Here is a 13,267-nt window from a genome sequence, read left to right as displayed (position 1 = left end):
TTTATTGTCCATTTAAAGCTGCGTTACCGTGAAACTCTTCTTTCAGCCAGTCATATCCTTTTTCTTCCAGTTCCAGTGCAAGATCTTTATTACCGGATTTTACAATCTGGCCATTATATAATACATGGACAAAATCCGGCACGATATATTCCAATAAACGTTGGTAATGCGTAATCAGAACAAAGGCATTTTCTGTCGAACGCAATTTGTTGATTCCACTGGAAACGATACGAAGGGCATCAATGTCCAGGCCTGAATCAGTTTCGTCCAGAATTGACAATTTTGGTTCCAGCATTGCAAGTTGAAAAACCTCATTTCTTTTTTTCTCTCCACCAGAGAAGCCCTGGTTCAGCGAACGGTTCGCTAACTTAGCTTCAAATTCTACCAATTCCTGTTTCTCCCTGGTCATCTTCAGGAATTCCTTTGCAGAAAGCTGAGGAAGATTACGGTGAGTACGAATTTCACTCAATGCAGTCTTCAAGAAATTGATATTAGAAACGCCAGGTATTTCCACAGGGTACTGAAATGCAAGAAAAACACCTTCACGTGCACGTTCTTCAGGTTTCATGTCCAGCAGATTTTTACCATCCAACCAAACTTCACCTTCAGTAACCTCATAGTTTTCACGTCCGGCCAATACAGAGGCAAGCGAGCTTTTACCGGAACCGTTCGGCCCCATGATCGCATGCACTTCACCAGCATTAACTTCCAGGTTAATTCCTTTTAATATTTCTTTTCCTTCAATATTTGCATGAAGGTTTTTTATTGATAACATCATTTATATTTAATTTTTTAGATTTATCCTACGCTGCCTTCCAGTGTAAGAGAAAGTAATTTTTGTGCTTCCACAGCAAATTCCATTGGTAATTGATTCAATACATCTTTGGCGTAACCGTTCACGATTAAAGCAATTGCCTGCTCAGAGTCAATACCACGCTGATTCAAATAAAACACCTGATCTTCACCAATTTTAGAGGTGGTCGCTTCGTGCTCAATAGTAGCAGTATTGTTTTTTGATTCGATATAAGGAAAAGTATGTGCTCCGCAAAGGTCACCGATCAACAGGGAGTCACATTGTGTAAAGTTCCTTGAATAAGCAGCCCTTGGACCCATCTGAACTAAACCTCTATAACTATTCTGACCCTTTCCGGCAGAAATTCCTTTTGAAATAATTCTACTCTTCGTATGTGCACCGATATGATGCATTTTAGTACCTGTATCGGCAATCTGCATATGATTAGTTACAGCAACGCTGTAGAATTCACCGGCAGAATAATCTCCTTGTAAAAGAATACTCGGATACTTCCAGGTAATTGCAGATCCAGTTTCGACCTGAGTCCAGGATATCTTACTGTGTGCACCACGGCATGCACCGCGTTTGGTCACAAAGTTAAAAATACCGCCTTTACCTTCTTTATCACCCGGATACCAGTTTTGGACGGTGGAGTATTTTATCTCCGCACCTTTCATTGCAATTAGTTCGACGACAGCCGCATGCAGTTGATTCTCATCACGCATCGGCGCAGTACAACCTTCCAGATAACTCACATAACTATCTTCGTCTGCAATAATCAGGGTTCTTTCGAACTGCCCGGTATTTTCAGCATTTATTCTGAAATACGTGGAAAGCTCCATAGGACAACGCACGCCTTTGGGAATATATACAAAAGACCCGTCAGAAAACACAGCTGTATTCAGTGAAGCGAACACATTATCAGTATGCGGAACTACCGAACCCAGGTATTTCTGTACCAGTTCCGGATGTTCTCTTACCGCCTCGCTGATAGAACAGAATATAATTCCAAGTTCATTCAGGTGTTTTTTATAAGTTGTAGTTACAGAAACACTGTCAAATACGACATCAACTGCTACCCCTGCAAGTTGTTTCTGTTCGGACATGGGTATACCCAGTTTTTCGAACGTACGCAGCAATTCAGGATCGACCTCATCCAGCGAAGCGTATTTTGCCTGTTGCTTTGGCGCAGCATAATAGGATATTGCCTGAAAATCCATTTCAGGCATTTTAAAATTCTGCCATTCGGGCATTTCCTGTTGCAGAAATGCCTGATACCCCTTCATTCTCCAATCCAGCATCCATTGCGGCTCATTTTTCTTCGCGGATATAAACCTGACAGTATCTTCATTCAGTCCGGTTTCAGAAATATCCATATCAATAGCTGTAACAAAGCCAAACTCATATTCTTTGTTGGCTAACTGATCCAGCATTATATCATCTTTTTCCATCTTTCTCTGTTTAAACATTTCATCAGGGTATAGACATACCGCTAAAGAACTATCACAAAGATACGGTATAGCCCTAATAAACTAAGTTTATACTTTGTTTATTACGGTCAGTTTACAAAACAGGCTTTTTCGCCCCCTGATTCACCGCAATAGTGTAAAAATGTCTTGAAAAATACGATTTCACACCAAATTTGTACTTTCGCGTCAGTGCATTTAGTTTTACAATACAAAATTTGCGAAATGAAATCAAAACCGAATCATTATAAATATGCGGCATTAGGTACACTGATGCTCATTAGTACGGCCATTACACTACCTGTTTTCGGCCAGGAAAAATTAGCTGATCCACAGCTGAAAATATACCGGGCAACCCCGGATAAAATTAACAATCTTGTCCATACTAAGCTCAATGTTAAGTTTGACTATAAAAAACGTTACCTGTATGGGGAAGAATGGGTTACACTGCAGCCACATTTTTATGCCACCGACAGTTTGAGACTGGACGCAAAAGGGATGGATATTAAAGAGGTTTCCTTGTTTACCAATGGAAAGAAAACCCCGTTAAAATATACTTACGATAATCTTTCGCTGAATATAAGGCTGAACAAAACTTACCAGAGATCAGAAAAGTACACCCTGTATATTGCTTATACGGCAAAACCAGACGAGCTTGAGCTGGAAGCAGGTGCAGCCATTACAGATGCAAAGGGTTTGTATTTCATTAATCCGGACAGCACAGAAAAAGGAAAGCCGGTACAGATATGGACTCAGGGTGAGCTGGAAAGCTCGTCGGCCTGGTTCCCGACTATAGATCACACTAATCAAAAAACCACTCAGGAAATCAGTATGACTGTGCCTGCGAAATACGTTACACTTTCCAACGGCAGACTGGATTCACAGAAAAAAAACGCCGATGGAACCCGTACCGATACCTGGAAAATGGAATTGCCACATTCGCCCTATTTATTCATGATGGCGGTTGGAGATTTCAAAATCTACAAGGATAAGTGGAAAGATAAAGAAGTAAACTACTATCTGGAACCTGCGTACGCACCTTATGCAAAAGATATCTTTGGGTTTACACCGGAAGTAATGGACTTCTATTCTCAGATTCTGGGGGTAGATTATCCCTGGAATAAATATGCACAGATCGTTGTAAGAGATTATGTAAGTGGCGCTATGGAAAACACCACAGCCACCTTACATGGAGATTATGTGCAGGGCACAGCAAGAGAGCTTGCAGACCGTTATTACGATAAAGGCAGAAGTACTATCGTTCACGAACTTTTCCACCAGTGGTTTGGTGACTACGTTACCGCAGAAAGCTGGAGCAACTTAACTGTAAATGAATCATTTGCAGACCTGAGTGAAACATTATGGGCAGAACATAAATATGGACAGGACGCAGGAGATGCACATAATTACGAGGCTATGCAAGGTTACCTCAGCGACCCGGGCAATGAGAAAAAGGACCTTGTCCGCTTTCACTATCATAATTCCATGGACATGTTCGATGGGGTATCGTACCAAAAAGGTGGAAGAGTACTTAATATGTTAAGGAACTACCTTGGTAAAGAAGCCTTTTATAAAGGATTGGGCCTTTACCTGAAAACGAATGCCTTTAAAAATGGTGAAGCTCATCAACTTCGTCTTGCACTGGAAGAAGTAAGCGGCAAAGACCTGAATTGGTTCTTCAATCAATGGTACTTCGGCGCAGGACACCCGCTGCTGGATATCAAATACAATTGGGACGAGCAGACTCAAACGCAGCAGGTTATTCTTAGCCAAACGCAGGATGGAGATACATTCAGGATACCTATGGCTGTAGACATTTACAGCGGCGGGAAAAAGATCCGGAAACAAATCTGGATGAATGATAAAACCGATACGCTAAGCTGGAAACTTGACCGTAAACCAGACCTGGTCAACGTAGATGGCGATAAAATTCTGCTGACCAAAAAGACAGATCATAAAACCTTACAGGAATTCTGGTTCCAATACCAGAACGCCGGATTATATGTAGATCGTCTGGAGGCCATTGAAGCAGCGAAAGCTGCTTTGAAACAACAGGATCCTACAGCAGAAAAAATTCTGATGGCTGCTTTGCAGGATAAATATTACGAACTACGTATCCAGGCTATTGAAGCTATTACTCCAGGCCAGACGAAACTATACGCACTAGCCTTACCCGAACTGGTGAAGTCTGCTCAAAAAGACGACAACAATCTGGTTAGAGCGGCCGCCATCCGCTCACTTTATACTTCTGAACAACCAGAGAAATATAAAGAAATCTATCAGGAAGCACTGAAAAGCACTTCTTACGCCATTATAGGTGCCGGTCTGGAAGGCACTGCAATTCTGGACAAAACTCAGGCACTTCAACTGGCCAAAAGTTTTGAGAAAGATAGCAAAGGCATGCTGACCAAAGCGATCGTTTCCATTTACGGGGTATCTGGAGGAGATTCGGAATGGCCATTTGTTTATCAGAATTTTATGAGTGCAGATCCACAGTCAAAATTTGACATGTTCAGCGATTTCATTAATATTATTGCAGCAGTAAAATCTCCCGGGTATGCAAGTGAAGGAATACGGGCAATTAAAGATTTCGGCATTAAATACAAAGCGCATGGCGTTGCACCAAAGATTATTCAGATCCTGCAACAACTTAAGCCGGTTAGAACAGGAATGAATGACCAGGCCAGTGCCGATCTGATCGATAAGTCGGTAAAGGAGCTTGAGGCTAAGCCTTAATTCCAGATTTTAATTCAAACAAAAGGCCCTGCGCTAGCAGGGCCTTTTTTATTCTCCGGCCTGCTCCTGAAGCAATGCTGAGATCTTAACAGACGGATCAGCACAGAATCCGGGATGCACACGGGAGGTCTGAACCTGTGTGCTGCGTAAGGCTGTGAGCCATCTAAAACGTGAAGGAGCATCCAAAACGCCGATCGGCCCACCTGCAGTACCACCTTTTGCAATCAGCTCTAAAGCATGAAGATGTGCTATAATTTCGTCCAGATCGGCTTCAGGCGCAAATTTCTCCAGACGTTTGAAGTCGGGCAGTAAAGCTGCTTCGAGAAATTTCAACTTTGGACAATACAAAATGACGCCGACATTCACAAACTCTTCGCGCTCTACCCTGGGTACAACACGGATCACTGCATACTCAAATAAGTATTTCTCTTGCATGCTGTGCATCTTTTATAATATTTTCAAAATTCAGCAACCTCGTTTTCAGGAAACTCACATAAGCATCCCGGTGTGTTTCCGGATGTTCAAAGGGTGTGTCGTAACAAAGCCATTCTTCAGGAATTAATGCGACTATATTTTCTATCGCTTCCGGCGTCAGAACAGCCTGAAAATCCTCGTCTACCTGATCCAGTTCAGCAGCCAATGGCAACAGCACATGATCACTGATTAGCTTAAATGGTTTCTTAGCCATTTCTTCCCAGTTGTTCCAGGAATGGTGAAAATACAAGGCGGCCCCGTGATCTATTAACCAAAGTTCTTTATGCCAGTACAACATATTAGTATTTCTGGCAGTTCTGTCCATATTCACCAATAACAGATCAAGCCAGACAATCTGTGACGCCAGCAAACTGTCGACAGTATTCACGACCGGATCGTAAGTGATGGAACCGGAAAGATAGTGAAGTCCGAGATTTAAGCCGGTACTAGCTTTTAACAAATCCTGAATCTCCTCATCCGGTTCTGTTCTACCGAAGGCTTCATCCAGTTCAGCAAAGACTATTTCAGGAATCTTAAATCCGAGCAAGCGGGCTATCTCGCCACCAATTAATTCTGCAATTAATGCTTTCACACCTTGCCCTGCACCTCTGAACTTGAGTACATATAAAAAATCATCGTCAGCCTCTGCAATTGCAGGCATAGAACCACCCTCCCGCAGAGGGCTCACGTACCTGGTCACCTTAACAGTTCTGGGCTGACTGGTTATTCTTTTCGTCATATCCATAAAAATAACAAAGATGAGCAAAAAAAAAGGTTAACCACGATCGGAATCGGATTAACCTTTTTAGTATAACCGGTTATTTTACTAACCAATTAATATAGATGACTTAATAACCCGGATTTTGCGTGAAATTCGGATTAGACAATTGATTGTCAGGGATCGGGAATACCAGATACTTAGGATCGTCCGCTGGTTTCTCCTGCCAAGGGGTAAGATATTTGGCGAAACGGATTAAATCTTGTCTTCTGATACTCTCCCAATAAAATTCACGTCCGCGTTCGTCCAGTAAATTATCAAGTGTAAGTGAAGTAAACGGAGTAGCACCACGATAGGTTCTCAGTGTATTTACCAGTGTAAGCCCGGCTGCAGCCTGCTGCGTCCTCAGTAAAGCCTCAGCTTTCATCAGGAGCACATCTGAATAACGGAAATATACCCAGTCATTTTCTGCCAGCCCGGTAGACTCATTCGCATAGTCAACAGGATATTTAACCACTCTGATCCCGGCAACTTCCAGGTGATTCTGATCTCTCTCAATAATACTTACTTCTCTGGTAAAGCTCAGGTTATTTCCTTTACGGTCCTTTAATGCTACCCCATTCTGGTTATACTGCTGTCCGATAAGAAAGCCCACCTTTAACCCTGTAACATTCGTTACTCCAGGGTAATCTCCGCCTATACGTGAATCTTTAGCCTCAAATTTATCATAGAAGTCCGATAGGGTTGCAAAACCATTATTTCCTTTAGGGTTTTGATTATAGTGCAAACCTGGAATCCACATATTCCTGACACCACCGGCATCTACACCTCCCAGATTCTGGGCTGTAAAAATATTCTCCTTAGAAAGCTGATCATTTTTGGGTGCAAAATTATCGTAATACTTACTAAGTGCATATTTACCGCCAGCAATAATCTCGTCTGCAAGCGATATTACTTTAGCCATATCGCCGTTGTCGAATGTCGGTGCGGTACGGTTTAAAAATGCGCCTTTATTCAGATAACATTTCATCAGCAAGACCTTCGCTGCATCTTTATTTGCATTATAAATCGGTCCATCGGGAAGATCGGGTAAAATTGCAGTTAATTCAGCGATCAGGTAATCAATTTGCTCCGGTGCTTTACGAACTTTCGAAGGCAGACTCACGTCCTCTCCCGGTTCACGATAAGGCACCTGTCCCCAGCCATCTAAAATAGAAAACTGAGCGAAAGCCCTAAGAAATCTTGCCTGAGCACCCTGGTTTGCCGTTGGATTAAAATTAAGCACATTGGTTGCCACATAACTCACACCGTTCAAGTCTTTGAATACACTAGCTATTCTGGAGTGATCACCCGCCCAGCGATGCAAATGCAAAGCGCGCCATGCGCCATTATCATCCCAGTCACCACCTCTTGTAGGCGCGATAGCTTCGTCTGTAGGGAATTCCTGTAAAGCCCACCAGCCATATGTACCCTGATAGGGACTACGCATCGCAGAATAACTTGCGTTAAGTAAAGCCGCCACATTGCCGGATGTTATTCCCTCATTGCCTAATTGTCCATTCAGGTTTTCGTCGAGTTTCGTACAGGCAGATAAAGAAATTGCCAATACCATTAATGCTATAATTGATTTATTTTTCATGTTTTCCGGATTAAATTAAAGTGAAAAGTTTACGCCGAAGTTGAATGTTCTGGCAGTTGGATAAGGAACATATTCAATTCCAGCGGAAGGCACTCCGTTTACGCCTTTCTCTACATTGACTTCTGGATCAAATCCTTTGTATTTTGTAAAGACCAGCAGATTCTGACCGTTGACAAAAATATTCAGTGCTTTAACAGATTTACCCAGATCACCTATAGTATAGCCAATAGTTGCGTTAGCTAGTTTCAGGTAATTGCCGCTCTCGATATAACGTGAGGAAGCAGCAATAGGATTAGCCAGAGATTCTTTAATTGGAGAATTCAGTAAGTCCGACGCTACGTTTTTACCTGTTCCAAGGTTAGAGATCGGTAATACGCTGTTGGCTGTATTGTTGTAAATTTTCCCACCAAATGATCCGTTAAAATTAGCTGCAAAATTGAATTTTTTATACCTCACATTTGCATTAAAACCAACGATTGCAGACGGATTTGGATTACCTAAATAGTAAAAAGTATAACCGTCATCTGTGTATTTAGAAAAACCATCCGCATCAAGACCATTATACTCACGTGTTACCATGGCAAACAAAGGATATCCGGCCTGAATTACTTCAAGCGTAACATCAGATAATCCTGCACCACTTAATGCACCTGTTTTAATAATTCCCTTAATGTTATTTACCTTGTTTTTCAGGAAGGTTGCATTACCACCTAGAGTCAATCCAAAATCCGGCTGATCAATCAGGTTTGCATTTAAAGTAAATTCAAAGCCTTTGTTCGTAATTTGACCAGGTAAATTCACCCAGGTAACAGTAACGCCAACATTAGCAGGATCAAATGGAATCTGAGGAAATAATAGGTCTGTAGTAGTTTTATTGAAGTAATCTACGGATCCAGTCAATTTATTATTAAATAAACCAAAGTCAATACCAATATTAGTTTGTTCATCAGACTGCCACTTTAATTTTGGATTCTCATTATTTACGCTTACGAGTGATTGCTGGCCATTGGAATAGTTAATATTATAACGTTGAAGCGATGAACCTGAAGGGAATTCCTGATTACCTGTTTTTCCGTAACCAGCTCTGATTTTCAATTGATTTAACCAGGCAACGTCAGCCATAAAACTTTCGTTTTTAATGTTCCAAGCAGCCGCAAAGGAAGGGAAATATCCATAACGGTTATCTGATCCAAATTTAGTTGATCCATCTGCGCGGATGGTCGCAGTTAACAGATATTTGTTATCATAGTTAAAAATCGCTCTTGCAAAATAAGACTGTAACTGTGTTGTCGGATCATTGAAAGAATTCATCGTTCTGTTCGCCGGGGCAGTAGCCTGAAAAGCATCCGTATAATCTACGTCAATGTCTCCAAAACCTTTAGCCGTCATATTTTGACCTTTATTGATATAATTGGTGTATTCGTAACCTACTATTGCATTCAGATTCAGTTTGTTTGCAATTTCTTTATTGAAATTCAAAGTATTGGTAAACTGCTGAGTAATGAGCTCAGAGTTCGAATAACTTGCATATCCGCCAAGGAAATCATCAGTTGCCTGAATACCCTGTAAATTAATAAAGCTTCTTGTAGATGCTCTGCGGATACCAGTACTATAATTAATACTGGCTAACATTCTGTACTCTAACCAAGGTGTAATCTTATAATAAGGTGAAACACTTCCCAGGATAGTCGAAACTTTCGATTTATCACTCGAAGCTTCCAGCATCGCTAATGGATTAATAATTGTTGAGCCCTGATCTACAAAAACAGAACCATCTGCATTTCTCATAGAAAGCGTTGGATTCCATGACAGAGCCTGGCTCACCAGTGAACCGGTAAAGCCTGCATCTGTGGTAATAGGCGCAATATTTTCTGTGTATTGATTCGCAATCAAATTGACATCTAAACCAAGTTTTTTGCTTTCCAGAAACTTGAAGTTTCCATTAAATGCACCACTATATTTCTTAAAGTCTGTTTTTTTGATAATACCTTGTTGGTTCTGGTAACCAAAGGATGCCCGGAAAGTATTCCCGTCACTACCACCGCTAACTCCAACTGAATAATTCTGATTATAACCGGTACGGGTAATTTCGTCCATGGCGTCTACATTACCACCATGATCACCGCTGGTCAAGTCATATTTTTTTAATGCAGCACGATATTCATCGCCATTAAGCACATCAATACTGTTTGCAATTGTACTTACACCTGCAGAAGCGCTTGCATCTATTTTTGTAGTTCCCGCTAATCCTCTTTTTGTTGTGATCAATACCACACCATAAGCTGCTCTGGAACCATAAATAGCGGTCGCAGATGCATCTTTCAGGATTTCCATACTAGCAATGTCTGCCGGATTAATAAAGTTTAAAGGATTGCCACTTGGAGCAACACCCACACCACCGCTGTTGCTGGGTCTGGCAGATCTGCCATCCAAAGCCACACCATCCACGATGTAAAGCGGCTGTCCTGAACCCGTCATTGCTGTATTTCCCCTGATTCTAACAGTTGACGCACCACCTGGCTGTCCACTATTGTTAATCATTTGAACACCGGCAACTTTACCCTGAATCAATTGATCGGGAGCTATAAGCGGCCCTTTGTTGAAATCTTTGGCAGAGATTGTGGTAGCAGCTCCGGTTAAATCACTCTTTTTTACAGAGCCATAACCCACAACATTCACAACTTCAAGTTCAGTACCACTTGTCAGGATCACATTTACCGTCGATCTGCCATTAATTTCAACAGTTTGTGACTGCAAACCTACATAGGTAAAAACCAATTGTTTTCCTGTTGCAGGAACATTAATTGTATATTTTCCATCTGCGTCGGTCATTACCCGGATACTCGTACCACCTACCGATACAGTAACACCAATCAACGTGTTATTTTCAGTATCAGACACAGTTCCTTTTACCGCTGTTTGTGCATAAGCGGAAAAATGAAGCAGAATCATTGCAAAAAGTCCGAGAAGGAACTTTTTATTGAATTTGAATTCAGCCAGCCCCGAAAAGACAGACTTCCTTCTTAGAAGTAAAAACTCATTCATAATTTAATTTGGTTAGGTGAATTTAATATGCGGTAACTCTTAGAATTGTCGTATGACAAAATTGGACACAGATCCGGGGATCTGGATTTGGGGGGGAACATCTCATACATTTTATATTGGTTAGCTCTGCCAATATATAGCAAATTCCAATTAGTACCTATCGAAATTGTATCATTTCCATAATATATTAACTATGATAAGAATCTAATTCAAAATGCTGTTTATTAAACAAATACAAGCTATAGCCACTATATAAAGCATTATTTTACCTATTTTGACTTACAGAATTATATCATAATTAATACTAAAACACAGACTGTAAGATGTGGGGAGAGATCTTTCTATCCAATTTTTAATTTTATAATCAGGAAAACTCCGGAAACGATCCCGGCAACGATCCCGACACGAACAGGTAATCAATTTTTCTCTTAACTTGCATAAAGCAGATTTACAACAAAAGATCAGAGCATAAACTATGAAAGATATACATTGGCATGAAATCGTAATGGGTGTAATTATTATGATCCTGATTTACATTTGTATCTTATTAAACCGGCGGAGAATAAAACTTCAGTCAGAATTATACAACATCCATAATCTCCCCGCATATACGGTTACCAGACGTGTAAACAGAGAGTCGAAACCAGCACTTGCATCTTTAACCAATAATAAACGGGCAGATCAGCAAAGAAAACCAGCCTCTAATCCGCTATCTGAACAATTTTTGTCAAACTTCAACCTGGTCATTAATACACATCTTGGCAACGATCAGTTGAATATAGATTTTATAGCGCAGCAGATGAGTATTTCAAGGATACAACTTTACAGAAAAACCAAGGGACTTATTGACTGTACAGTGAATGACTATATTTTAAGAGAGCGCTTAAAAAGGGCTTCGGCATTACTTACAGATTCACAGGCAAGTATAACAGAGATAACCTACCAGGTCGGATTCTCCTCTCCTGCTTACTTTTCCACTGTATTTAAAGCCAGGTACTCATCTACACCCTCCGAATTCAGAAAAAAGACGGTCGACCTTGCCTGAAATAAGAAAAGATCATCTAAAACAAATTGCATCACCTGAAAATGTTCTTTACCTTGTACGCGGCTTTTTAACCATGAACATCCGGTAAAATAAACAGCAAATAAACTTTGACCAAAAATAAACATCAAATGAAATTAAACAGCACCATTTTAACAACTGTTCTTCTTGCAGGAATCAGTACTGCATCAGTTTTTGCACAGGCAAAACATGAGGACACTGAATTTTACACACCGGTACCTAAAGAAGTTAAACCAGGTAAAACGGTTTCAGAAGCACCATCTGACGCGATCATTTTATTCGATGGTAAGAACCTGAGTGAATGGGTAACTACCGAAGATAGAAATAAACCAGCACAATGGACGGTAGCGAACGGACTTTTAACTGTAGATAAGAAAGCAGGAAATATTGAAACAAAAAAAGCATTCGGAAATTACCAGCTGCACCTCGAGTGGAAAGTACCGGCGAACATTACCGGTGAAGGACAAGGCAGAGGAAACAGCGGTATATTTCTAGCTTCTATAGGCAAGGGAGACCTGGGTTACGAGCTTCAGGTTCTGGATAATAATAACAATCCTACTTATACCAATGGTATGGCAGGCAGTATTTATAAGCAAACTACCCCATTAGTTAATCCGTCGCGTAAGCCGGGAGAATGGCAGGTATATGATATCGTCTGGACTGCCCCGGTATTCAACACTGACAGCACTTTAAAAAGTCCGGCGGCTGTTACTGTATTCCTGAATGGTGTGCTTGTACAGAATAACTTCATTCTGAAAGGTCCTACACAATACATTGGAGAAGCTGCTTACCGTAAGGCTCATGGAAACTCCCCAATCAAATTACAATCTCACGGAGATAAAAGCGAACCATTAAGCTTCCGTAACATCTGGGTAAGAGAGCTTTAAAAGCTTCGATAGCTTATTCTAAACCGGCTGATACAGCTTCAACTCAACAAAAAATCCCTATCTGTTCATTCAGATAGGGATTTTTTGTTGGAGCCCATTTACATACGGGCTTGTTCGTTCCTAAATAAATATGTCCATTCCTAAAAGTAGTTGATAAAGTTTAGGATAATTCTTAAATTAAATTAAGAATGGAAGCACCAAGAAAAGGATCAAAAGGTGGTCGGGTAGCCATCTATGATGAAAGTTTAAAAATCGCAGTAGCTCGGGATTACCAGGGCGGTATTTTGAGCATTAGCCAGGTAGCGAAAAAGCACCGAATAGGCAAAGTAACTGCCTATCACTTTGTACGTTGGTACAAGAAATTTGAGGTCCATCCAGATTCCGGCGCTGAGCGAGAATTTCAGGATCAGGGTCAAGATATGAACAGTTTAACTAAGCAGCTGTTA

The 13,267-nt window shown here is 40.9% G+C and carries 9 protein-coding genes and 1 pseudogene; 4 read left to right on the top strand and 6 right to left on the bottom strand.

What is annotated here, in order from left to right:
* Position 1: 1 nt before the first annotated feature.
* Together sufC and sufB are read right to left on the bottom strand one after the other, a co-directional pair.
* The gene (sufC, locus tag BM192_RS09825) at positions 2–778 is read right to left on the bottom strand and encodes a Fe-S cluster assembly ATPase SufC (protein ID WP_425312216.1); all 777 of its coding nucleotides are present in this window, start codon (positions 776–778) and stop codon (positions 2–4) included.
* Between the two features lie 20 nt (positions 779–798).
* Positions 799–2,244: a Fe-S cluster assembly protein SufB gene (gene sufB / locus BM192_RS09820; protein WP_037442554.1), complete on the bottom strand. Its 1,446-nt coding sequence runs from the start codon at positions 2,242–2,244 to the stop codon at positions 799–801.
* A gap of 240 nt (positions 2,245–2,484) precedes the next feature.
* On the opposite strand from sufB, the gene BM192_RS09815 reads away from it, so the two are divergent.
* Positions 2,485–4,995, top strand: a complete 2,511-nt coding sequence (locus BM192_RS09815; protein WP_074963972.1) for a M1 family metallopeptidase — start codon at positions 2,485–2,487, stop codon at positions 4,993–4,995.
* A 48-nt stretch (positions 4,996–5,043) separates the two neighbouring features.
* Here the strand turns inward: BM192_RS09815 and BM192_RS09810 are convergent, their stop codons facing one another.
* From BM192_RS09810 to BM192_RS09795, 4 genes are all read right to left on the bottom strand, one after another.
* Positions 5,044–5,430 carry a DUF3037 domain-containing protein gene (locus BM192_RS09810; RefSeq protein ID WP_037442542.1) on the bottom strand — a complete coding sequence of 129 codons (387 nt, stop codon included), beginning with the start codon at positions 5,428–5,430 and terminating at the stop codon, positions 5,044–5,046.
* Positions 5,408–6,208 carry a HipA family kinase gene (locus BM192_RS09805; RefSeq protein ID WP_037442556.1) on the bottom strand — a complete coding sequence of 267 codons (801 nt, stop codon included), beginning with the start codon at positions 6,206–6,208 and terminating at the stop codon, positions 5,408–5,410. Before BM192_RS09805 ends, BM192_RS09810 begins: the two co-directional genes overlap by 23 nt.
* A gap of 109 nt (positions 6,209–6,317) precedes the next feature.
* Positions 6,318–7,826, bottom strand: a complete 1,509-nt coding sequence (locus BM192_RS09800) for a RagB/SusD family nutrient uptake outer membrane protein (RefSeq protein ID WP_037442544.1) — start codon at positions 7,824–7,826, stop codon at positions 6,318–6,320.
* Positions 7,827–7,841: 15 nt separating this feature from the next.
* On the bottom strand, positions 7,842–10,871 hold the full coding sequence (locus BM192_RS09795; protein ID WP_234797537.1) for a SusC/RagA family TonB-linked outer membrane protein: 3,030 nt from the start codon (positions 10,869–10,871) through the stop codon (positions 7,842–7,844).
* A 475-nt stretch (positions 10,872–11,346) separates the two neighbouring features.
* Between BM192_RS09795 and BM192_RS09790 the strand changes: the two genes are divergently transcribed.
* The 3 genes and pseudogenes from BM192_RS09790 to BM192_RS09780 all read left to right on the top strand — a co-directional run.
* Positions 11,347–11,916 (top strand): helix-turn-helix domain-containing protein, encoded by a 570-nt coding sequence (locus BM192_RS09790; protein ID WP_037442546.1) that lies wholly within the window; start codon positions 11,347–11,349, stop codon positions 11,914–11,916.
* A gap of 128 nt (positions 11,917–12,044) precedes the next feature.
* Entirely contained in the window at positions 12,045–12,821 is a 777-nt protein-coding gene (locus BM192_RS09785) for a 3-keto-disaccharide hydrolase (protein ID WP_037442548.1), read from the top strand.
* 188 nt (positions 12,822–13,009) lie between these two features.
* Positions 13,010–13,267, top strand: a pseudogene (locus tag BM192_RS09780) (hypothetical protein); the annotation flags it as partial.

The sequence above is a fragment of the Pedobacter antarcticus genome (assembly GCF_900112985.1).
GTDB lineage: Bacteria > Bacteroidota > Bacteroidia > Sphingobacteriales > Sphingobacteriaceae > Pedobacter > Pedobacter antarcticus.
The sequence above is the reverse complement of the archived record's forward strand: the minus strand, read 5'-3'. Positions and strand labels throughout refer to the sequence as shown.

Bases quoted from the DNA above. Each gene is read 5' to 3' on its own strand.
- sufC (WP_425312216.1), bottom strand. From the start codon at position 778: ATGATGTTATCAATAAAAAACCTTCATGCAAATATTGAAGGAAAAGAA.
- sufB (WP_037442554.1), bottom strand. From the start codon at position 2,244: ATGGAAAAAGATGATATAATGCTGGATCAGTTAGCCAACAAAGAATAT.
- BM192_RS09815 (WP_074963972.1), top strand. From the start codon at position 2,485: ATGAAATCAAAACCGAATCATTATAAATATGCGGCATTAGGTACACTG.
- BM192_RS09810 (WP_037442542.1), bottom strand. From the start codon at position 5,430: ATGCAAGAGAAATACTTATTTGAGTATGCAGTGATCCGTGTTGTACCC.
- BM192_RS09805 (WP_037442556.1), bottom strand. From the start codon at position 6,208: ATGACGAAAAGAATAACCAGTCAGCCCAGAACTGTTAAGGTGACCAGG.
- BM192_RS09800 (WP_037442544.1), bottom strand. From the start codon at position 7,826: ATGAAAAATAAATCAATTATAGCATTAATGGTATTGGCAATTTCTTTA.
- BM192_RS09795 (WP_234797537.1), bottom strand. From the start codon at position 10,871: ATGAATGAGTTTTTACTTCTAAGAAGGAAGTCTGTCTTTTCGGGGCTG.
- BM192_RS09790 (WP_037442546.1), top strand. From the start codon at position 11,347: ATGAAAGATATACATTGGCATGAAATCGTAATGGGTGTAATTATTATG.
- BM192_RS09785 (WP_037442548.1), top strand. From the start codon at position 12,045: ATGAAATTAAACAGCACCATTTTAACAACTGTTCTTCTTGCAGGAATC.